15 protein-coding genes and 3 pseudogenes are annotated in these 21,037 nt (G+C 69.3%); 12 read left to right on the top strand and 6 right to left on the bottom strand.

All coding sequences use genetic code 11. From position 1 onward, the window contains the following. Nucleotides 1-10: 10 nt before the first annotated feature. Nucleotides 11-1,066 carry a tyrosine-type recombinase/integrase gene (locus BSZ36_RS17360; RefSeq protein ID WP_094551623.1) on the bottom strand — a complete coding sequence of 352 codons (1,056 nt, stop codon included), beginning with the start codon at nt 1,064-1,066 and terminating at the stop codon, nt 11-13. 266 nt (nt 1,067-1,332) lie between these two features. Between BSZ36_RS17360 and BSZ36_RS17365 the strand changes: the two genes are divergently transcribed. Genes BSZ36_RS17365 through BSZ36_RS17380 form a run of 4 tightly spaced genes read left to right on the top strand, consistent with a single transcriptional unit; the run spans nt 1,333 to nt 2,846 of the window. Further along, entirely contained in the window at nt 1,333-1,581 is a 249-nt protein-coding gene (locus BSZ36_RS17365; RefSeq protein WP_094551625.1) for a ribbon-helix-helix domain-containing protein, read from the top strand. Continuing rightward, entirely contained in the window at nt 1,581-2,009 is a 429-nt protein-coding gene (locus BSZ36_RS17370; RefSeq protein ID WP_094551627.1) for a type II toxin-antitoxin system VapC family toxin, read from the top strand. Before BSZ36_RS17365 ends, BSZ36_RS17370 begins: the two co-directional genes overlap by 1 nt. A gap of 13 nt (nt 2,010-2,022) precedes the next feature. Beyond that, nucleotides 2,023-2,364: a type II toxin-antitoxin system HicB family antitoxin gene (locus BSZ36_RS17375; protein WP_094551629.1), complete on the top strand. Its 342-nt coding sequence runs from the start codon at nt 2,023-2,025 to the stop codon at nt 2,362-2,364. Between the two features lie 32 nt (nt 2,365-2,396). Continuing rightward, complete coding sequence (locus BSZ36_RS17380) at nt 2,397-2,846, top strand: hypothetical protein (protein WP_094551631.1); 450 nt, start codon at nt 2,397-2,399, stop codon at nt 2,844-2,846. An 81-nt stretch (nt 2,847-2,927) separates the two neighbouring features. Here the strand turns inward: BSZ36_RS17380 and BSZ36_RS17385 are convergent. The 4 genes and pseudogenes from BSZ36_RS17385 to BSZ36_RS17400 form a co-directional block, all read right to left on the bottom strand. After that, nucleotides 2,928-3,803, bottom strand: a pseudogene (locus BSZ36_RS17385) (Tn3 family transposase); the annotation flags it as partial. Nucleotides 3,804-4,040: 237 nt separating this feature from the next. After that, nucleotides 4,041-5,456: a hypothetical protein gene (locus BSZ36_RS17390; protein WP_094551635.1), complete on the bottom strand. Its 1,416-nt coding sequence runs from the start codon at nt 5,454-5,456 to the stop codon at nt 4,041-4,043. Between the two features lie 36 nt (nt 5,457-5,492). Further along, on the bottom strand, nt 5,493-8,762 hold the full coding sequence (locus BSZ36_RS17395) for a right-handed parallel beta-helix repeat-containing protein (RefSeq protein WP_179271271.1): 3,270 nt from the start codon (nt 8,760-8,762) through the stop codon (nt 5,493-5,495). Nucleotides 8,763-9,116: 354 nt separating this feature from the next. Beyond that, nucleotides 9,117-9,818, bottom strand: coding sequence for a recombinase family protein (locus BSZ36_RS17400; RefSeq protein ID WP_218827746.1), 702 nt, complete (start codon nt 9,816-9,818; stop codon nt 9,117-9,119). A gap of 168 nt (nt 9,819-9,986) precedes the next feature. Here BSZ36_RS17400 and BSZ36_RS17405 point away from each other — a divergent pair. Next, a pseudogene (locus tag BSZ36_RS17405) lies at nt 9,987-13,021 on the top strand (Tn3 family transposase). A gap of 120 nt (nt 13,022-13,141) precedes the next feature. On the opposite strand, the pseudogene BSZ36_RS20180 reads toward BSZ36_RS17405, so the two are convergent. Continuing rightward, a pseudogene (locus BSZ36_RS20180) lies at nt 13,142-15,364 on the bottom strand (DUF4158 domain-containing protein); the annotation flags it as partial. Nucleotides 15,365-15,378: 14 nt separating this feature from the next. On the opposite strand from BSZ36_RS20180, the gene BSZ36_RS17420 reads away from it, so the two are divergent. From BSZ36_RS17420 to BSZ36_RS17450, 7 genes are all read left to right on the top strand, one after another. Further along, nucleotides 15,379-16,038, top strand: coding sequence for a recombinase family protein (locus BSZ36_RS17420; protein ID WP_094551643.1), 660 nt, complete (start codon nt 15,379-15,381; stop codon nt 16,036-16,038). Between the two features lie 9 nt (nt 16,039-16,047). Continuing rightward, nucleotides 16,048-16,416 (top strand): helix-turn-helix domain-containing protein, encoded by a 369-nt coding sequence (locus BSZ36_RS17425; protein WP_094551645.1) that lies wholly within the window; start codon nt 16,048-16,050, stop codon nt 16,414-16,416. 265 nt (nt 16,417-16,681) lie between these two features. Further along, entirely contained in the window at nt 16,682-17,653 is a 972-nt protein-coding gene (locus tag BSZ36_RS17430; protein WP_179271273.1) for a TolB family protein, read from the top strand. Nucleotides 17,654-17,717: 64 nt separating this feature from the next. Next, the gene (locus BSZ36_RS17435) at nt 17,718-18,185 is read left to right on the top strand and encodes a hypothetical protein (RefSeq protein WP_143536974.1); all 468 of its coding nucleotides are present in this window, start codon (nt 17,718-17,720) and stop codon (nt 18,183-18,185) included. Beyond that, nucleotides 18,186-19,427, top strand: coding sequence for a hypothetical protein (locus BSZ36_RS17440; protein WP_094551651.1), 1,242 nt, complete (start codon nt 18,186-18,188; stop codon nt 19,425-19,427). Between the two features lie 41 nt (nt 19,428-19,468). Continuing rightward, the gene (locus BSZ36_RS17445; RefSeq protein ID WP_094551653.1) at nt 19,469-20,149 is read left to right on the top strand and encodes a T9SS type A sorting domain-containing protein; all 681 of its coding nucleotides are present in this window, start codon (nt 19,469-19,471) and stop codon (nt 20,147-20,149) included. 143 nt (nt 20,150-20,292) lie between these two features. Then, a complete protein-coding gene (locus BSZ36_RS17450; protein ID WP_094551655.1) occupies nt 20,293-21,027 on the top strand; it encodes a tyrosine-type recombinase/integrase in 735 nt (244 codons plus the stop codon). The last annotated feature ends 10 nt before the right edge of the window (nt 21,028-21,037 follow it).

The following is a 21,037-nucleotide window of genomic DNA, read 5'->3' on the forward strand; positions in this document are numbered from 1 at the left end:
GTGGCCAGCGTTACCCGTATGGCACGTCGAGCCGGGAAGCGGCCTGCTCTTTAGCGCGCTCGCCCCGCCGGTCATATCCCGCCGTCGTCGTCGGGCTCGCGTGTCCGGCGAGCTGCTGCGCGACGGAGAGGTCGGCGCCCTCGTCGAGCAGGTCGCCGACGTAGCTCCGCCTGAGGTCGTGCGGGCTGAACACCTTCACACCGGCCTCGGCGGCGCGCGTTCTGAGCACGTGGTAGACCGCCTGCCCCGTGATCGACGCGGCCGCGCGGTCAAGCCGGCCGCCCCGGCGCGCCCGGACGAAGAGCGGCGTGTCACTATATATAGGTGAGAGGAGGGAGGGCTCGTCGCGGGCATCGACGAGTCTCTCTACTCGGATCGCGAGGTAGTCCCGAAGGGCGTGGAACGCCCCCGGTGGAATCGGCACCACGCGCTCCTTGTTGCCCTTGCCGCGCACGACGACCCGCCGCTGCACGAGGTCGAGGTCGCCGACCATGAGCGTCGCCAGTTCGTCGCGCCTGAGCCCGCACCCGTAGCCCAGCGCCACGAGCGCCGCGTCGCGTTGTCCTTTCTCCGTGACGATCGGCGCGTCACCTTTCCGGGGCGAAACCGGGGTCAGACACGCCTCGATGAGCGCCCGCAGTTCGCCTCTGGCGAGCGACCGTCCCGTGGCCGCCGCCGCGCTCGAGCCCTTAACGGCACGGACCGCCGCGGCGCGGTGGTAATGCTCGGTCTCCATGAGCCCGAGCTCCCACGCCTCGCGGAGCACTCCGCGGAGCGCGGAGAGCGTCTTGTTGACGGTCGTGTACTTGAACCGCTCCGCCAAGGCGGCCCGGACGGCCTTCGCGTGCTCGGCCCGGAACGACCACCACGGGAACGCCTCCGGCGCCAGAGGCGGGTCGGCGTCGGGCACACAGATCGCCGCGACCGTCGCGAGCGCGCCGCGCATGGTCCGGCGAGATCCCGGCGCGAGCCGCGCGAGGTAGACCGTCGCCGGGTTGGGGCCGGGCCGGGGGCTTTCGACCTCGACGGCCGAGAGAGTTGGGACGGGAAGGGTCGGCTCGTTCATTCCGTTATTGCAATTTCACTTCATTCACTGGCCGATGCCGCCGAGCGGTCGGAGGGTCGCGTCGCGGAAGCTACGCCTATCGAGAACCGTCATTCTCATAAGTCATATCTGACCCGTCAGAAACAGCTCGCGCCCGATACACCCCGCCTATCGGGCGCCAGAAAGGGAGCACCAGCGGCGCGCTCAGTAAGCACGCCCACGCACCACACCACACGATGCGCTCCAGTGCGTACGTTGGATGACTGAATCCACACGCCCCTGATCCCATGCGCCTCACCGTCACCGTTCCCGACGACGTCGCCGACCAGGCGAGACAGCTCGCCACCGAGTCGGAGCGCTCCGTCTCATCCGTCGTCGCCGAGGCCATCGCGGGGCACGTCGCGACCGAGCGCCGCCGCCGCGCCTTCGGGGCCATCGACGCGCTCGTCGGCTCCGCGGCTCCCGATCCAAACGGCGCCGCGCAGTTCGACGCTGAGCTCGACGCGCTCCGCGCGGGCTCCGACCGCGAGCTCTGATGGAGACGAGCACCACCAGCGACACTGTGCTCGGTTTCGACACCGGGTTCTTCCAGCGCCTCTACGCACGCGACGCCCAGGCGACGACCGCCTGGGACGACGTACGTGCCGAGCGCGCCGTCGGCGCCATCTCCTGCATCACGCTCTTCGAACTCGAGCGCCTCGGCCTTCGGGGCGGCGTCCTGCCCCGCGACGTGGCCGAAGGGCTCGTCCGCTCGCTCCCCGTCACGTGCCGCGTCGTATGGCTCGGGGCGGACGACGGGGCCGACCGGCTCCACCGTGCCGTCCGACTCGCACACGGAAACGGGCTCGCGATGGCCGACGCGATCATCCTCACCTCGCTCCTCGACGCCGGCGCGACAACCGTCTACACGACGGACTCCGACTTCGAGCGCTACGACGGCCCCGTGCACGTCGTTCAGCTTTAGCCACTCTGGTCTCATGCTCGACTACAGAGGCTACCACGCCAAGGTGGAGTACCGCCCCGACGACACCCTTCTCTTCGGTCGCGTCCTCGACCTCGGGGACACGGTCGTGTTCGAGGCCGAGCGCGCCGCCGACATCCAAGCCGCCTTCCAGGGCGCCGTCGACGACTACCTCGACTTCTGCGCCGAGATCGGCAAGGACCCCGACCGCCCGTTCAGCGGCCGGTTCAACGTCCGGCTCACGCCCGACCTCCATCGTGCCGCAGCCGTCGCGGCCGAGGCGGGGTCTGAGAGCCTGAACCACTTCGTCCGAACGGCCGTCGCTCATGAGGTCGAGCGGCGGAGCGTAGCCGCATAGGCGGCCACCACTGCGCAGCCTCTTCCCTACCCATGTCGACGAAAGCCACAATCGCCCACGGCCCCACGTTCCATCTCTACCACGAGATCGGCGACGACCGCTACGTCTATCTCGAAGTCGAGGGCGTACCGTTCCAGGCCAGCTACGACCGTGTCGTCGTGCCGGTCCCGGTCCACGTGTGGGAGCACGCCCGCCAGTTCTCCGGCGTCGACCTCTCGCTCGCCGACGCGACCGACGATGAGCTCCGGGCCGAGGTCGAGGCGTACGTGGACGAGCGGATCGCGCGCTACGAGGCGGCCACGAACGACCGCGAGCGCGCCTTCGCGAGCGTCATCGGGTCTATCGGATATGGTCCCGCCGACGCGCCCCGCGAGGAGCAGGTGGCGCACGGGATGGAGGGGCGGTTGCGGCGCCGGGCGTACGAGCGGGAGGTCCGCGCGGCCATCGAACAGCTCATCACGACGGATCACTCGGCCGCCTGAGGTTGTCCCCCTGAGGCGCGGGTTCGAGCCACGCTTCGACGGCTCCGTCCGGGGGACCTTCGGGATACGTGCAAAATGTCATCATAGCGGTGGCGGCTCCTCGGTCAGCCCGAGCGGACGCGGCACGAGCGGCGGAGGCGCACCGTCCATGTCGAGCACGTACTCCCCGAACCGCTTGACCCGCGACGTCCCGTACGGGCTCAGCCGCGCGACCTGGCCTGGCGTGACCGCCCAGCCCTCGGCGACGAGCCCAGTCAGTGCGTCGCTCATGTCGGCCACGTTCTGGAGCATGATGGCCGACGCCACGAGGTCGGTGTACTTGACCCGCTTCTCCCGCTCCACAGGGTCCCCGGTCGGAATCGACTCACCCCCGAACCGGATCCACTCGGTGAACCCGTTGTACGCCTCGACCTTGGTGGTCGCCGCTCGGATGCTCCGCCTCAGCGGCAGGTCGGTCACGTAGTCCAGCAGGAACAGCGTGCGGACGACACGGCCGAGCTCGCGGAACGCCCGGTAGAGCGCGTTCTTCCGCGCCTGCGTCCCCAGCCGCCGGAGCAGCATCGAGGGGAGCACGGCTCCGGCCTGGACCGAGAGCGCGACCTGCATCAGGTCGGCCCAGTGGCGCTCGATGAGCTTCCAGTCGACCGTCCGCGTGAACAGCGCGTCGAGGTGGCGGTAGCTCGCCTCCGCGTCGGGCCGGTAGAATGCCACGTCGTCCCAGGTCCGCATCCGGGGCATGAGCCGGATGCCGAGCAAGTGCGCCAGTCCAAACACAGGCTCCGACTGCCCGTGCGTGTCGGCGTGGACGGTATCGGGCTGGAGGACCGAGTCGTTTCTCAGGAGCCCGTCCAGGATGTAGACGGCCTCCCAGACGCCGCAGGCCACGAAGTGCGAGAACAGCGCGATGTAGGTGTCGGAGACGTGGTGATAAGCCATGCCGCCATACACCCCGTGCCGGGGTCCGACAAGTATCGGAACAGGATTGTCCGGTAGGCCGGCCTAACCGGCGGATCGGCTCGCCACCACCCGTCTTCGGCGCGTCGGGTTGCCGAATCGGGTGGGGCGCCATCGTTACTGGCGCGAGGGCGCCGCCTCATGCTGGTCTTGAATCAGATGGATGTGGACCCTGAGTCAGCCTTGCCTGCCGATAGCGCATGCATTATGGTGCCCTCACTGATGCCGGCTCTCCGAAAGTCAGCGGAGCACCGCAAAGCGGGCGGCTACCAAGATGTCCCTGCCTACCATGGCTCGCACGACGTACGTCCCAGGCGCGAGCGTGGGCACCGCAAGCCGGTGATCGCCCCGGCCTCTGGCGCCAGAGGCGAGCACCGCCACCTCCCGGCCCCGCGCGTCGAACACGGCCACCCGCACCGATGCCTCCGGCGACGCCAGCACGAGGCGCGCCTCCGCCCCTCCATTCGACGGGTTCGGCGCCACCGTCAACTCCACGCCGGAGGCCTCCGGCGCGCGTGGGGCCGACGCCGTGACCGCCCACGGCCGCCCCACCGGCTCCGCCGTCCGCCACAGCCCCCGCCTTGTCGCGAGGTAGAGCCGCCCCGTCCGGTCCAGCGCCATCTCCTCCGGCTTCTCCCCGTCGTAGCCGCCCGTCCCCTCCGCCCGCTCCCACGTCGCGCCCCCGTCCCGGGAGCGGAGGAGCACGCCGGGGTCCGGCGGGGGGCCCGCCGTGCTCGCCACGCTCGCCCACACCTCGACGGCGCCTTCCCCCGCGACGGGGCTCGCGTCGACGGCCAGCGCCCGGGCGTAGATCGGGTACGCCAGCCCGTACGCCCCGTCCTCCGCGCTCAGCACCTCCGACCACGTCGCGCCCCCGTCGTCGGAGCGGGCGACGAACCCCCGCCGCGGGGCGAACGCCGCGCCGGAGGCGTAGACCGCGCCGCCGTAGGGGTGCGCGGGGTCGGGGGCGACCGAGAGCGCGCTGGCGATGTAGCCGCCCTGGGCGTAGAGCCCCGTCGGCTCCCACGACTCCCCCGCGTCGGTGGAGCCGACGACGCCGTTGTAGACGCCGACGAAGAGCCGTCCGGTAGGGATGGAGTCCGAGGGCGGGAGCTCGGCGATGGCGCGCCCCTCGCCGAGCGTGCTCCGGCGGGTGGTCCACGTCCCCCACTCGCCGTCCTCCGCCGAGCGCCAAGACTCCGGCCCCTCGAGGGCGAAGAGGACGGGGCCGCCGAAGCGGCCGCGGAAGGCGGGGAGGTCGGCCTCGAAGAGGACGCGGGGGCTGAGCCCGAGGCCGACGTCCTTCCTCCACGTCCGCCCCCCGTCGGTGGAGCGGTCGAGGTCGGTGGGGCCGAAGAGGGCGCCGAGGACGAGCGCTCCGGTAGAGGTCACGAGGAGGTCCTCGCCGGTGCAGGGTCCGATCCCACACAGCGGCACCCACGTCCCCGCCTCAGGGGCGAACCGGTTCGGCTCCCCGAACACGGCGAGGAGGGTGTCGCCCTCGGGGGCAGCGGCGGGAATCCACGCGAGGCCCACGAACGTCCCGCCCCACCGGGGGTGGTCTGGAATCCGCTCCCACGCGGGGCCGCCCTGTGCCGCCAGTAGCTGCGGGCAGAGCGCCAGCAGCGTTAGGGCAAGGATGGCAGTGAATCGCAATTCTGCGGCTCGGGCGGAACGTGCAGAAAACGTCATCTATCGGGTGACGGTGAACCGCCGGGCGTGAGTCTCCGTCCGCCCGTCGGCGGTCTCCACAGTGAGGCGGAGGACGTAGACCCCGGGGGCGAGCCCAGCCGGGATCTCTACAGTCTGTGCCCCGGAACCGCGCACAGGCGAGCCAAGGGCTCCCACCTCGCGGCCGAGCACGTCGAAGACCCCGAGTTGCGCCGTGGCCCCATCCAGTACCACGAAGGAGACGTGCGCGCCGCCGCGCGTGGGGTTCGGGCGGACAGGGCTGAGCGACGCCTCAGTCGCCTGGACCTCAAGAGCGGACGGCGCCGCAGCCTCCGCTGTGGCGCCCTTCGTCGAAGGCTCCACGCCGAGCGAGGAGAGGTACGCAGCGGCGAGGTCAGCCTCGATGGCCCCCTGCTCGTGCTCCCGCAGCGTTTCCAGGGCGGCCTGCGCGCCCCTCTCGTCGCCCAGGTCCGAGAGGAGATACACGCGGGCGGTGAGGGCAGCGGCGCGGTCGTCTAGGTCGCCGCCCATGAGGTCCTCGGTCAGCCGCAGCGCGCCGTCCACGTCGCCGTCACGGTGGAGTAGCCCGACCAAGGCCTTCTGCGCGGCGCGGCGCACTGGATCGGCCCTATGCCGGGCGTACGCCTCCACGGCCTCGCGGGCACCGGGCGCGTCTCGCCGGGCCATGCTCGCCGCGAGCGTGACGGCGGGGGCGGCCTCCCGTCCGCCCGCCGCGACCGCGGCGGCGATGTCGGCGAGCGCGGAGGCCGGGTCCTCGAACGCGGCGCCCTCCGCGCGCCCCAGGGGAGATGGCGAGGCGGCGCTAGCCCGAGCGCCCGCACCGGACGACTTCATCGACGGGGCCTGGCTCACGCACGCAGCGTTGGGGTTCACGTACGGGTCTTCAAGCAGCCATTTCGACTCGTCGACGTAGCCGCCGTTGAGCTCGCTCGTCGCGAACGGCGGGGTCGGGCTCCCCCACCAGTCGCACACGGCGACGACGGAGGTCCCGCTGCCGCGCGCGCGCACGTCGAACCCGGTGTTGCCGACGAACCGGTTGCGGCGGAAGTTCTCGTTGGTGACGGAACCGGCGCTGACGGAGCCCCCCGTCTTCGCGAAAACGCCCCCGTCAAGGTTGCTGTCGGCGCTGTTGAACCCGTTGTTGTGGTGCCCCCCGTAGCGGGGGTAGTAGTACTCGGCGAACCGGAGCTCCGCGTTCGACACGGCGGCAACGCCCACTCCGGCGTTATCGAAGAACTCGTTGCCTCGGTTCGACCCGATGATCGGGTGGACCCAGGCGTCGGTGTTGTACCCGGCCACGAGTCCGTGCCTAGCCACCCCTAACACCCTGTTCTGTACGAGGCGCGTTGCCGCGTAGTTGTCGAGCACGATGCCGTCGAACGTGAGGTCGAGGAGGTCGTTGTCGCGGATCTCGGACTCGGAGCTCGCGCCGACGACCTTGATTCCGATGGCCTTGCCAGGAGCGGCTGTCCTGCGGATCGTGGTCCCTACGACCGACGCGTTTCCGCTATCGATCCAGACCGCCGCGCCGGGGTTGGTCACGCCCCAAGATGCATCCCCTACGTCTAGAATCGAGCTGTTCGAGATCGTCGCGTCCGAGGTGGAGGACGCGACGAGGACGCCGTGCCATCCCGCTGCGGGGTCCGCGGCCTCGAACGTCGCCCCGTCGGCGTCGAGCGTACCGAAGACGATCAGCCTCGAGTCAGGGCCGAATCGGAGGACGACCCCTGGCTCGACCGTCAGGGTCGTGAACGAGTCGACGAAGAGGTCGCCCTCGAACGTAACCGTGACCCCCTGGCGGATGGTGAGGTGGGACCCGTTGTCGACGCGGAGCTCGTTGAAGGTGAGGTTGTCGGTCCGGCTCGTGATCGTCCAGTCCTTCCTCACCCGAGCGATGGGCTCCGAAGTGTAGTCGGTGCTGAAGTCGAACGTGATCCCGTTCCCGGTTCCCTGCCGGATATCGTCGATGGCGAAGTACCCGAGATTGAGGATCTCGTCCGGAACGAGGTCCAGGCTCCCGTACCCGTAGACGTTGGGGACCGTCCACGGGGTCAGCTGCCGGTCCACGCCTGGGCGCCAGAGGTCCCCCTCGTGGTCCCCCTCGTCGAGGTCATTGTCCGAAGGCACCATGTCACGAGACCAGCTATTGTCAAATCCGGATCCGGATCCCGCATACGCCGCCCTCTCGATCATGAGCCCCGTTACGGGGAGGCCCCACTGCGTCGTGGTGCACCCGTTAGCGCCAGCGTAGGAACGGGGGTGGCGCTCTCCGAAGTACGTCGTGCGCTGGACGTTCGAGATGTAGAGCCCTTGCTCCCCGTTCCCGTACCTAGGCGCGGACGTGGGGAGGGTACCGAGACCGAGCCGGTAGCAGCCGCCCGTAGTGAAGAGGTCGCTCACCGAGTACGTCCCCGAAGACGTGAGACTCTGGCACTGGATCCACTTCGACGAGCCCTGGAGGCCGAACTTGAGGTTGATCACCTCCCTCTCAAACGCCGACAGCAACGGCGCGACGGCTTCGTACCGCCTAGACCTCGAATCCGTCGAGACCATGAGCCCGAACCCGTTCTGGTCTCTGTTCGCGCTCTCAGAAGACGTCTCGCTAGAGGGTACGCGGTTATCTCGGAAGTATGCGAGGTGAGGCCCCCACGTGTCGTGCCCAAACTCGTGAGCCCAGAGGTCCACGTTGTCTTTGATTCGATCGATAGACTGCCAGTCATTCCACGAACCGGACTTCCCGTTGTCCACCTTCACTCCATACACGCTCGGGTCCGACTCGAAGAACCCGATGTTCGAAACTCCTCCTCTTGGACAGGAGTAGCCCTGGGTAGATGAATATGTCCCCGCCCAGCCATTCACGCAGTTTCTATCGCCCTGGCCGAAACCCCTGATAACAAAGAAAAGGTGGTCTAGGTATCCGTCCCCGTTCTCGTCGTAGTCGCCGAAGTTGACCCCCTCTACGTCCCTCAAGTGGTCCATCGCCTCCCGTGCGAGCATACCCTCATCGAGGTCGCCTAATACACCCCCATTTCGGTTTATGGGCCTGAGGTAAGCAGCTTGTGGGCTTGAGGTCGTGTACGAGTACACATCCCCATACATTCGAAAAGCTCCTCCCGACTGGTCGGAGAGGTACCTCGTCAGCGAACGGGCGGGGACCGGCCCCGTCTTAGATGAAGCGAGGTACTCGCTCGATTCCGGCGGGAGTGCCATAGACGACTGCCAGCCGTCTGGGTGGCAGACGTAATCCCTGTTGTCGTCGGCGAACTTCACGAAGATGATCGCCGCCCGGAAGTCACCTGTAACGGGTACCGTGGCTGCTGCGCTTGAAGCCACTCCAACAGGCTGATCGGGATGTCCCTCGGAGCAGACCGCCTGAAGAGGTTCTCCTGAGTTCGTCTGCGCGAGTGGAGACGAACACAGGACGAGAGCGCAGAAAGCGAGGAGTACGTAGGACCGTGTCATTGGAGAGCAAAGGGGAGGGGAGAAATCTCCTCGAGCACGGGCCAGCTCGAAGCGTCGAAGTAACCATACGGCTCCAGGCTTACAATACCAAGCAAAGGAAGTATCACCGGCCTCCCAAGGACACCATCACGTCGCTGTGGGTACGTCGTTCGCATCTCCAGCTCAGCCGCTTATCTCTGCACGTTCGCCCTCGATGCGGCGGAGGTGGGCCTTGACCGTGTTGTAGGCGAGCCCCGTCCGACGCGCCATCTCCGCCTTCGCTTCGCCCCCGTCGAGCATCTCCTCCAGCGCCGCCCGGTGCGCGTCGAACGTCGACGGCCGTCCGAGCACCTTCCCCTCAGCCCGCGCCCGCTCCAATCCAGCGATCGTCCGTCGGCTGATCTTCTGGGCCTCGTACTCGGCGAAGTAGCTCAGCACGCCCAGGAGCACGTGGGACACCAGCTCGTTCTCGGTCGAGAGGTACGGCTCGGTGTACGACCGGAACCGGACGCCGAGCGCCTCGAGCTGCTGGAGGTAGGCGACCGTCTTCCGGATCCCCTCGCGGCTGAACCGGTCCAGGCTCCAGAACACGAGCGTGTCGAACTCCCGCCGCTCGGCGGCCTCGAAGACGTCGGCGAATGCCGAGCGCTCGCGGCGCCCCTTCCGCCCGGACTCACGGTCGACGAACTCCCGGAGCGTGCCGTCAGGCCGCGCGAGGTCGTAGCCCTCCTGCTCCAGGAAGCGGCGGAGTTGGAGCCGCTGGTTCTCTTCCGTCTGGTCGCCGTCGCGCTTGGAGACGCGCAGGTAGAGCGCCGCCCGCTTCTTTGGTGGGAGCGGAGCTGGTGATGGGTCGGTGGGCACGGGCGGGACGGGTGAGGCGAGCACGTTATATATGGGCCGCTCGCCGGGGTGTCAACAACCACTCGTTTCTTGCCGCCCCCCGCGACGCCGACCAAACCGGCCCGTACGGCGCGCAGAGCGGCACGGCTGGAGTACCCCTTTCCTGACACCCCCGACCCGCTACCGCCCGCCTCCGGCGGCGGGGTCTGCGCTATGCCCGTCGAGTTCCTCTCCGACGACCAGGCCGCCCGCTACGGCCACTACACCGAGACGCCTTCGGCCGAGCAGCTCGCCCGGTCCTTCTACCTCTCCGACGCCGACCGAGCCGCGGCCTGCGAGCGGCGAGCCGACCACAACCGGCTCGGGTTCGCCGTCCAGCTCGGGACGGTTCGGTTCCTCGGCACGTTCCTCTCCGACTTGCGCGAGGTCCCACCCGTCGTCGTCCGCACCGTAGCCGACGCCCTGGGCGTCGAGGACGCGGAGGACGCGTTCGCCCGGTACCTCCGCCGGGCGTCCGCCCGGCGCGAGCACGCCGCCGAGATCCAGCGCCGCTACGGGTACGCCCCGTTCGCCGACCCGTCGGAGTCGTTCCGCCTCGTGCGCTGGCTCTACGCGCGGGCATGGCTGGCCCACGAGCGGCCGTCGGTGCTCTTCGACCTCGCGACGGCCCGGCTCGTCGAGCGGAAGGTGCTCCTCCCCGGCGTGACCGTGCTCGCGCGTCTTGTGGCCCGCGTCCGTGCCCGTGCTGCCGAGCGACTCTACGAGGCCCTCGCTCAGATCCCGGACGCTGGCGAGCGTGCTCGGCTCGAGGCCCTACTCGCCGTCCCGGAGGGCGACCGCACGAGCCGACTCGAAAAGCTCCGCCGGGCGCCGACTCGGATCAGCGGTCCGGCCCTCGTCCGCGCCCTCGCGCGCGTCGAGGACGCCAGATCGCTCGGGGACTACACGGGTCGGCTCGCTGCCTCCGGCGTCCCTCGCGCGCGCCGCGATGCCCTCGCCCGGTACGCGGCCTCGGCGTGGGCCGGTACGATCGGCCAGATGCTTGGCGCACGCCGGACAGCGACCCTTGTCGCTTTCGCCGAGCACGCGCAGGGCTCGACGCTCGACGACGCGCTCGACCTCATCGGGCTCCTCGTGGACGACTTCTTCCGGAGCGCAGAGCGGCGGGGTAACCGCGAGCGGATCCAGCGGCAGGCCGAGTACGATCGCGCCTCGCTCCGGCTCCGCGCCGCCGTTGACGTCTTGATTCAGGCCGCCCGGTCCGGCCGCGAGCGACCCGAAGAGCATCTCTTGGAGGACGTCTTCGCCGTGGTCGGGCTCGACGCACTCGCCGAGGCCTCCGCCACCGTTGGAGAGGTCGCACGTGAGGGCGCGGCCCCGTTCCGCGAGCACCTCGTGGCCCCTGGCGGACCGTCCGTCACGTGCTCCCCCCGCTCCTACGCACGGTGGAGGTGGGCGGGGTCCGCTCGGCTCGGCCGCTCCTGGACGCCGTGGACTTCCTACGCGCCCTGGAGCAGCGCTCGGGGCGACCGCCGATGAGCGAGGCCCCGCTCGGCGTGGTCACGCCCGCGTGGGCGCCGCTCGTACACGAGGGCGGGGGCGGCCCGAAGCGGAAGCCGTACACCCTCTGCGTCCTCGACGAGCTCGTCCGCGCACTCCGACGGCGGGACGTGTTTGTGCCGGAGAGCACGCGCTGGGACGACCCGCGTCGGAAGCTCCTGCGGGGCGAGGACTGGACGCGCGCCCGGCCTTCGGTTTGCCGCGCGCTCGGGCTCTCCCCGGACGCGGTCGGCGAGATCGTCACGCTCCAGACCGAGCTCGACGCGGCGTACCGGCGGACAGCGGCGGGCCTGGAGGCGAACGACGCGCTTCGTATCGAGCGGGAGAAGGGGCGAGACCGGCTCGTCGTGACCCCGCTCGACAAGCTCGACGAGCCCGAGAGTCTGGTAGCCCTCCGCGAGGCCGTCCAGGCGCGGATGCCCCGCGTCGAGCTGCCGGAGCTGCTCCTGGAGGTCGAGGCGTGGACCGACTTCGCGGGCGCGTTTACGCACGCGAGCGAGGGCGCGGCCCGGGCCTCCGGGATGACGCTGAGCGTGTGCGCGGCGCTCGTTTCCGAGGCCTGCAACGTCGGGCTCCGACCGCTGACCCGGGACGGGACGCCCGCCCTCACCGCGCGGCGGCTCTCGTGGGTCTTGCAGAACTACGTCCGGGCAGAGACGCTTGTGGACGCCAACGCCCGGCTCGTCGACTACCAAGCCACGATCCCGCTCGCGCAAGTCTGGGGCGGGGGCGAAGTAGCCTCGGCCGACGGACTCCGCTTCGTCGTCCCCGTCCGCACGCTCAACGCCGGGCCGAACCCGAAGTACTTCAACCGCGGGCGGGGCGTCACCTACTACAACTTCACGAGCGACCAGCTCACGGGCTTCCACGGCGTCGTGGTCCCCGGCACGCTGCGGGACTCGCTCTACGTCCTCTCCGGGCTCCTCGAGCACCGGACGAGCCTCCAGCCCACAGAGGTCGTCACCGACACCGCCGCCTACAGCGACGTCGTCTTCGGGCTTTTCCGGCTCCTCGGCTACCAGTTCAGCCCGCGGCTCGCCGACCTCGGTGACGCCCGGCTCTGGCGGATGGACCGCGCGGTCGACTACGGCCCGCTCGGCGGTGTGGCCCGCCAGCGGGTCAAGACGGACCTCATCCGGGAGAGTTGGGACGACCTGCTCCGGGTGGCGGGCTCGCTCAAGACCGGGGCCGTCGGGGCGCACGAGGTGATGCGCGTGCTCCAGCGCGGGGGGCGGCCGTCCACGCTCGCGAAGGCGGTCGGCGAGGTCGGCCGTGCGGCGAAGACGCTCTTCCTGCTCGCCTACGTCGACGACGAGGCGTACCGCCGCCGGGTGCTCACGCAGCTCAACCGGCAGGAGAGCCGGCACGCGCTCGCGCGGACCGTCTTCCACGGCCGCCGCGGCGAGGTCCGCAAGCGGTACCGGGAGGGCCAAGAGGACCAGCTCTCGGCGCTCGGCCTCGTCACGAACGCGGTCGTGCTGTGGAACACGCGGTACCAGCAGGCCGCGCTCGACACGCTCCGGGCGGAGGGCGCCGAGGTGTGGGACGAGGACGTGGCCCGGCTCTCGCCGCTGGGCTCGGAGCACATCGGGATGCTCGGGCGGTACCACTTCGAGCTGCCGCGGGAGGTCACGCGCGGCGAGCTCCGACCGCTCCGGGACCCGTCGGCGCCCGAGGACGGGTGGTAGCCAGCCGGCCCGCGCCTCAGGTCGACCTACCGGACAATTCTGTTCCAATACTTGTCGGACCCCGTGCCGGACGCTCCGCTCGCCCAAGAGCCCGTTCTCGACGAGCGGGACGTGGGTGCCGTCGGCGATGGCCGCGCGTCCCGAGCCCCAGTGGAAGGGAAGCTCGAAGCGGGTGTACTCGGCGACGACATCGCGGAGGGCGGCCTCCAACGAGTCGGTCGTGACGTGCTGGCGGTTAGTGAGTTCGAGCGCACGCGGGGTCGCGGAGTCGCCGTCGCCGACGTTGCTCGCTCGGGCGTGCCGCGAGAGCTGGGTCGGTCCGAGCCCGGTCCCATACCCGAACACGGCGAGCAGGTACCGCCGCTCGGGGGCGACGAGCTTCGGGTCGTTCCCCGACGGCGGGCCGAAGTGGCGAGCGAAGCCCGACCATGCGGCCGTGTTCTTGAGCACGTCGAGCAGGTGCCGTTCGGGTATCCGCGCGCCGAGCGCCTCCTTGAGCGTGTCGGTCCCCTCGGGCACGAGCTCGGCCGACATCCGCTTGAGGTGGGGCTTCCCGGCCGCATCGATGGACAGCTCGGCGTTGTTGGGGAAGGCTCCGTCGTCCCGCTCGGCCGCGACTGTGAGTTGGTCACGGAGCCCGACAACGAACTCGGCGGCCGTCGTGGGCAGTTCGAGCGCTTCGCAGTACGCAGGCAGCCGGACCTCGCACTCATCCCAGGGCAGGAGCTGCTCGCGGTAGTCAGCGAAGGCTTGGGAGCTGGGGACGAAGAGGTCGCCCGAACGGAGGGCGTCGGCAACGTGGCTGAGCACGGCCACTTCGAGTTCGCGTCGCCCGAGCACGACCTCCCCAGGACGGCCGCCGTCCTCGCGGGTCTCGACGAACGCTCGCCAGCGCAGGCTCAGGAAGCTCAAGTCGACTTCGTCGGGGAAATGGTCCCGGCGTGCCGTCCGGTGCTCCCGGACGTAGTCGAGTGCTCGGACGAGCGAACGGTCCTGCGTGGCGGGCTGCGGCTCAAGCAGGTCCAAGAGGTCGAAGAGCGCTGAGCGGTGCGCGCGGTGGGCGTCCCAAAGCAGCGGGAGGTAGTTGCCCGAGTGGTAGAGCGCGACCATCCGGTACTTCTCCCGCAGCTCGTCCGCGCCGCCGTAGGCCTCGAGCACCCGGCGGACTCGGCGTCCGAGTATCTCGTCAGGGCTCTCACTTTCGGCTTCCCCCAGCACGTCGGCGAAGGCGGTCAGCATCTCCTCCTCGATCTCGCGGTGGCGTTCGTGGAGCCGGGCGAGCGCCTGCTTGGCCCGGTTGTGCGTCCGCCGCATCCGCCGGAGGTACATCTCGGCCAAGTCGTCGCGGGCGGTGACCTGGGCGTCGTGGACGAAGCAGACGAGCAGCGCACGTCGGTGGGCGTCATCCGCCAGTCCTTTCACGTCGCCGACTTCGAGCGCTCGCGCCTCGGCGGCGAACTGGCGGACCTTGGTGTGGGCCACGCCCTCGATGAGAGGAGCGGTTTCCAGCAGCCCCACCAACTCGCCGAGGTGCCGGACACGCTCGCGGACACGCTTCAAGGTCGGTGGACCCGGCGGCGCCTTGAGCCGGGTGAACCCGGTGAGGTACCCGCCCGGCTCGACGTCGAGGAGGCCGTCGAGCCGTGCCCGGTCGTCGGGCGTGAGCCGACTGGCGACGCGCGCGTAGATCTCGCCGTGGACCCGCTCGCGTGCGCTCCCTGCCAGCCGGTCGAGCGCGCTGAAGGCAGGAAGCTCGACCCGTTCGCGGACGAGTGTCTCGACGGCAACGTTGACGAGGTCGGCCGGGTCGCTCATCACGGCCGCTGCTTCGCGCATCGCCTCGGCCGCGATGGCGCTCCCTCCTTCGGAGTACGAGCGGACACTGAGGAAGCCGTGGACGGCTCGGCGGTACCGATGCCGGTCCTGCCGGGTGGGAGTACTGAGCGGGGTGTCCGCCGGGAGACCGAGCACGGCGGCCAGGTAGCGGCGCACGCCCTTCGGCACACTCCGCACCGACGGCAGGCGTCCCAGGCGCTGGTGGCCCTTCAGGAGAACGAGGAGCGTGAGTTGTCGCTGGTCTGTGCGGGTGTTGGTCTGCACGAAAGCGAGCTCGTCGTCCGTCGGGTCGTAGAGCGCCTCGACCTCGGCGCGCGAGAGCGAGGGCCGGAAGCGGGGATAGGCGGTGCGCTCGACGGAGGCCACGGGCGGAGGAGTTTTCGGGAGCGAAGGCCCTTCGCCGGGGGGTGTCCCAAAAGGGTCGTGCCGGGAGGCACACAGAATCGGCCGTCCCGGCGCCTGTGAGAGTACCGAGACTCTGTCCCATAAGGATACCTTCTCGGACACTGCTACTCGTTTATATGGCGGCCCACTCCAGTACCGAGACGCCGACGGTCCGCACGGCCACCTACGCCCGCGTCTCGACGGCCGACCAGTCGCCGGACCTCCAGCACGACGGGCTCCGCGCCTTCGCCCACCGCGCGGGCCTCTCCGTCGTCGCCGCCTACACCGACGTCGCCGTCTCGGGCCGCAAGGAGGGCCGCCCCGACCTCGACCGGCTCATGGCGTCGGCGCGTCGGCGCGAGCTCGACTGCGTGCTCGTCTGGAAGTTCGACCGCTTCGCCCGGAGCGTGTCGCACCTCGTGCGCGCGCTCGACGAGTTCGACCACCTCGGCGTCCGGTTCGTAAGCGTTCAGGACGACGTGGACACGACGAGCCCGATGGGGAGAGCGATGTTCGCGGTCATCGGGGCAATGGCAGAGCTCGAGAGTGCGCTAATCGCCGAGCGGGTCCAGGCGGGGATGGCCGCGGCGAAGGCGCGCGGTCGCCACGTCGGTCGACCGGCCACGAACGGAGACGTGGCGGCGCGAGTTGAGGAGCTGGCGCGGACGACGGACCTCTCCGTGCGGAAGATCCATGCGGCGATAGCCGACGAGCGTGGGGGCGAGGCTGGCGTGAGCCGGTCGGTCGTCGGGCGAATCGTCAAGGAGATCCGAGCCGATGTCAGCTCTCCCTCTTGATCTGGTCTCATGAGCCCTCTAGTCCGTACCGCCGTCGACCTCATCGATAAGGAGTACGCTCGGCTCCGGGGGCCCGAGGACGTGGCCAAAGTGGTAGGGGTCTCGATCGACGTCCTCCGGAAAGCGTTCCGGCGCGACATAGAGGCCGCCCCCCGAGAAGTCATTGAGCAGCGACGGGTGGCCGAGGCTCGACGGCTGCTAGCTGAGACGGACCTTCAAGCATCCGAGGTGGCTGCCGCCGTGGGGTGGAGACGCGACGACTCTGGGTCGCGGGCGTTCCACCGAGCCACAGGCGTGACCATGCGGGAGTACCGCCGGGACGCCCGGGGGGCTAGACCTTCCAGAGGGGCGGCTGAAAATGCCAAGTTTTTCAGTTAGGAACAGAGCCCGGTAGCGCCATATCATTGCCGCGAAGGCTTCGCGGAGCAGCGAAGGATATACGTCTGACCCGTGCTTCTCGTTCGGATGTCAAAGCCCTCGAAGTATTTAGGCTTTTAGGGTCGCATTGGCCGCTGCGTCGTACTCGGAACATCCCTCCACGAACGTTGCAAACGAGTGAACAATGGTCACTCCACGTCTGAAGCTTCCCCGACCCCGCGAGGGACAGGCGATTCGGACCACTTGGCGAATCTCCACTCTCGCTGTGGGGCTGCTGCTGTTTCTCGCCATTGGGTGCGATACGACCTCCGGTCCATCCACAGCGTTCGTTGAGGGTGTCCCGATTCTTTCTACCTCCACTCCGTTCGAGTTCGAGGAGGGGGGCGAGGTCGGCCTCCGATCTCCCCTCCTCAGTCCAGATGGGAAGAGAGTCGCCCTCTTCCGTGTCCCATGGTCTCCCTCCCCTGATGTCTCAGTCTTTGACCTCGACGGTGGAGAAATCGCCACGTTCTCGGTCGAGAGGGGAACCGCCGGGCTCGACTGGTCTCCGAACGGAGAGCGGATTGTCTACGCGGCTGGGTTTGCCGTCTTCACTACGCGCCCCGACGGCTCAGACCGCCGCCGAGTAGGGGGTGGGGTACAGCCGACATGGAGCCCCGATGGTCGCTGGATCACCTACGTGCGAACAGTATGCGCCGACCCTCCGTCACCACCCTCGTGTGGGGTAATGATCGCGGAGGACGTTGAATTGGAGGAGGAAGGCCCGGTCAATACCGTACCGTACGGAGGGAGCCCCGCTTGGCACCCAGATGGCCTTCGTCTCTTCTACTCTGCCCCCCGCCCCGATGAGGGCGTCGAAGCGATCGGAGTGGCTACGGTCAGACCAGATGGGCTCGCGCGGAAGACCGAGATTCTTCCTTACCGGCATCGATTCGTCCGCGACCTTGACATATCGCCAGATGGGACCCGGATCGTGTTCGCCGCCGAGGATGGGACCTGGGTCGCCGCGTCGGACGGGTCGTGGGAGCGCCTTGTACTCCCAACGCTGGTCGAGGGAGGCAATGGGGTCGCCGAAGCCGAGGCCACACTCACCGGCGGGGCGTCCTGGACGCCCGACGGTCGACTCATCTATGACCTTTTTCGGGCTTCACGCTATGCGGCGTCCCCCATCACGGGGGGGGCATCGGCTGAGGGCGTCCTTACTGTCCACCTCGTGGACTCTACTACCGATTCATGAGGGGCGGCGTCCGCTCAGCTCTTCCGTCACCATCCTCCTTAACCACCGTGATGTGGCCGACAAGATGGAGGACACCGACGTGGCCCGCCACGGCCTCCTCGCGCTCTTCGACCGGCTTGGTGGGAACGACCAACTCCACGGACACCTCTGGGAAATGCAGGTAGCCGGCCACCTCGCGCGGAGACCATCGACCGGCTCGGTCGCTGTGGCCCAGCCGCTCCTCGGGGGCTCGGACATCGACATCCTCGTCGATGGCGTTGTGTACCAAGCCAAGGTCAATGCCGAAGCGTTCCGGCACCGATCGTCCGGTATAGGCCTCGAGCGGTCGATTAATCGGTACCTCGGGTTCGCACGGGACACCGGCTACACCGAGGTGGTCTACATCTGCCCCCCTCGGCAGCCAGCCCACAGGGTCGGCGTGACACCCGACACGGCTACCCGGTTCGAAGACCTCGCGGCCGGTTCCAGCAAGAGGGTGGACCTCCTCACGGGCATGACGCTCGATTGGGAGTGGGACATCCCGTTCAAATAGATGAGCTTCCGCCTTACGGCCCACCGCCAGAACCAAGCCCAGACCCGCTTGGTGTCCGCCGAGTCGGCTCAAGTCGCTCTCGACCGCGTCCTCGCTGCGCCTGGGTTCGCGCCGTGCCACCCTCCCGACGATGTCCTCGCCGAGCAGGCGCCGACGCTGCCCCCCCGCGACGCCCTAGATGTTGACCCAGAGGGGGGCGCTGTCGCGGTCGCCATCGACGTCAACGCCCTCGCCCGGCCGCCCGGTCGGAACTCCAACCGCCGCCTCGACACGGCCACGCTCGACGCTGCCCTGAAGCTCGTTGACCAAGCCGGGCGTTGGAGGGCACAACCATACGTGCGTCTGAGTGTCGCGCTCCCATCGACCGGCCCGTTTGATCCCGTCGAGTTCGGGGATGTCCGGCTTGCCGTCGGGGATTCTGACGTGCCCAGTGGAGACGCGCCCCCGCACTTCGGCTCGTTCACAGTCGGCGTCGCCCACCGCCTCGCGAACGGTTCCCTCCGCCTCGGGAACGACCTTGCGGGCGAGTACAACCGAGTGCTCGGGGCGGTCGGGCTCTTGGACGATCTCGCCGCTGTCCTCGATGCCACTCCGGTGCCCGTTCTCGACGATGCCCTCGCGTCGCCCCTCGCCGACGCCGGACACGTGGTCCTCAACGTCCGCGATCCCGACACCCTCTTGCTCACGTCCGACGTCCGACGGATCGGTGGACGCCGCACGGTCGAACTCGAGCGCGAGGCGCTAAAGGACGGCCGACGTGTGGTGAAACTGCCGGGCCAGGTGGGCCTTGGCGGCGGCGGGCGCAACTTCGCTACCCTCACCGTCCTCGACCCCTCGCGCCCGTTCACGATCGGTCAAGTCCGGGCCGTGCTCGAACTCTGGGGCGGTCGGGTCTACAGTGGGGAGATCGGCCTCGCATTCTCTCCGGGTGCTTACGACCAACTACGTGCTGAGACGGCAAACTCCGACCCCGTTGGGCAGTGGTCCGTCCGGTTTCGCTCGCTCGGCGTCCGCGACGCAACTGCCCTTGAAGCCTCAAACCTTACGCCCTCCGTCTACGGCGAGTTCGGCGTCGGCTCGGTCACCGAGCCCAGCGGGGAGCGCATCGACCTTGTCCTCGTCCCTGACGTCCGATCCTACCGAATCCGGGCTTACGCCTACGCCCTCGATACTGACGTGGCGGGCGTCCTGGCTCGCCTCCTCGGAGACGCAGGCGTCGTGGACACCGGTCCAGCCCACTGACCGGTACTCAGTCGCCTTCTGTTCGAACCTAGCGCATCCCCATGACTTGTCGCCCTTACGCCCTCACCCTTCTACCCACGCGCATCCTTCTACTCGCGGTCGCCCTCCTCGCATCCCACGCTACCCACGCCCAAGCCTCCGCTGAGCAACAGCCCTACTTACTCCCCTTCGCGTCGGCGGGCAACACTCTCAACCTTGCGGTGGCGAACACCTCCGCCGACCGGAAAGTAGATGCTGCAACCGTCGTGCTCTTCTCTGCCCCCGAGTGGATCACCGTCTCACCTAGTCGGCTTGACCTCGGCGCGGTGGCGGCCGGCGCGGAGACGGAAGCGACGTTTGCCCTTGACCTTGACCGCCGCGCTCCAGTCGGCGAGGAGGGTGCTGTCGTGTTCGACGTGCTCGACGAGTCCGGCGCAGTCCTGCAACGGAAGACCGTCCGCGTTCGGGCTGCGGCCCCCGACCGCCTCGCGCTCTCCCCGCCCTACCCCAACCCCGCCCACGGCGAGGTCACGGTCCCCTTCGAGGTCCCCACGACAGGGGAGGTCCGCGTCGCGGTCTACGACGCGCTCGGGCGCGAGGTCGCCGTCCTCCACGACGGCGAGGCTGAGCCCGGCGCGCACGAGGCTAGGCTCGCGGCGGGCGCCCTCGCCTCCGGGGCCTACGTCGTCCGCGTGACCTCGGGAGAGGCCTCCGACGTGGCCCGGATCGCAGTCGTCCGCTGAGGAGCGGCGCCTGCTTCTGGGGACGAGCCCGACTTCGCGTAAGACCGAGAGAGCGAAGTCCGCGAGGGCGTCGGGGACTTGTAGTGTCTGCCTGACTCGCTAAACCGGCTATCTTCGCGCGGTAAACGAGCCAACGCGAAGTGATGCCTCCCGCCAAAGCCTCCGTCGAACGTGGCGACCACGACCGCCAGCGCGACGTCCGCCGCCTCGCCAAGCTCCTCCGCGACGGCGGCTACACCTACGACCAGTCGAAGCACCTCGTCGCCGAGGCCCGCCGCCGCGTCGGGCTCACCCCGCCGAAGCGGAGGCGCGGCGCCGTCGACCGGCTGACGAGCGAGGAGTTCGACGCGCTCCTCGACACGGCCTACGAGCAGAGCGGGACCCGTGGGCTCATGGTCCGGACCCTCGTCGAGACCGGCAGCCGAGTCGGCGCCTTCTGCCGGATGCGGGCCGACGACGTCTCGTTCGCCGACCTCGAGGTCCGCGTCGTCGACAAGGGAGACAAGGCCCGCGACGTCCCCATCCTCCGCTCCTTGGCGAACGAGCTCCGGCTCCACCTCGGCGAGCGCCGGACGGGGTACCTCTTCCCGTCGCCCCGCGGCGGGGAGTACTCGAAGCGCCGGGTCCAGCAGATCGTGAAGGAGGTGGCGTCGGAGGCCGGGATCACGAAGCGGGTCTACCCCCACCTCCTCCGGCACACGACGGCCCAGCGGCTGGCTGACCGGGGGATGCCGGAGAACCTGCTCCAGCGGTTCCTCGGCCACGAGAGCCCGGAGACGACGCAGGTCTACTACGAACCCTCGCGGGCCAACGTCGACCGGGCCTTCCGCGAGGCGATGGGCGGGACCCGGCTCGGCGGCGCCTCCGACGGGCGGTAGCGCCGTGTCG

The organism is Rubricoccus marinus, assembly GCF_002257665.1.
Classification (GTDB): domain Bacteria; phylum Bacteroidota; class Rhodothermia; order Rhodothermales; family Rubricoccaceae; genus Rubricoccus; species Rubricoccus marinus.

Coding starts and splice junctions, on each gene's coding strand:
- BSZ36_RS17445 (WP_094551653.1), top strand. CDS start 19,469: ATGACTTGTCGCCCTTACGCCCTCACCCTTCTACCCACGCGCATCCTT.
- BSZ36_RS17435 (WP_143536974.1), top strand. CDS start 17,718: ATGGAGGACACCGACGTGGCCCGCCACGGCCTCCTCGCGCTCTTCGAC.
- BSZ36_RS17450 (WP_094551655.1), top strand. CDS start 20,293: ATGCCTCCCGCCAAAGCCTCCGTCGAACGTGGCGACCACGACCGCCAG.
- BSZ36_RS17440 (WP_094551651.1), top strand. CDS start 18,186: ATGAGCTTCCGCCTTACGGCCCACCGCCAGAACCAAGCCCAGACCCGC.
- BSZ36_RS17375 (WP_094551629.1), top strand. CDS start 2,023: ATGCTCGACTACAGAGGCTACCACGCCAAGGTGGAGTACCGCCCCGAC.
- BSZ36_RS17370 (WP_094551627.1), top strand. CDS start 1,581: ATGGAGACGAGCACCACCAGCGACACTGTGCTCGGTTTCGACACCGGG.
- BSZ36_RS17365 (WP_094551625.1), top strand. CDS start 1,333: ATGCGCCTCACCGTCACCGTTCCCGACGACGTCGCCGACCAGGCGAGA.
- BSZ36_RS17360 (WP_094551623.1), bottom strand. CDS start 1,066: ATGAACGAGCCGACCCTTCCCGTCCCAACTCTCTCGGCCGTCGAGGTC.
- BSZ36_RS17420 (WP_094551643.1), top strand. CDS start 15,379: ATGGCGGCCCACTCCAGTACCGAGACGCCGACGGTCCGCACGGCCACC.
- BSZ36_RS17380 (WP_094551631.1), top strand. CDS start 2,397: ATGTCGACGAAAGCCACAATCGCCCACGGCCCCACGTTCCATCTCTAC.
- BSZ36_RS17425 (WP_094551645.1), top strand. CDS start 16,048: ATGAGCCCTCTAGTCCGTACCGCCGTCGACCTCATCGATAAGGAGTAC.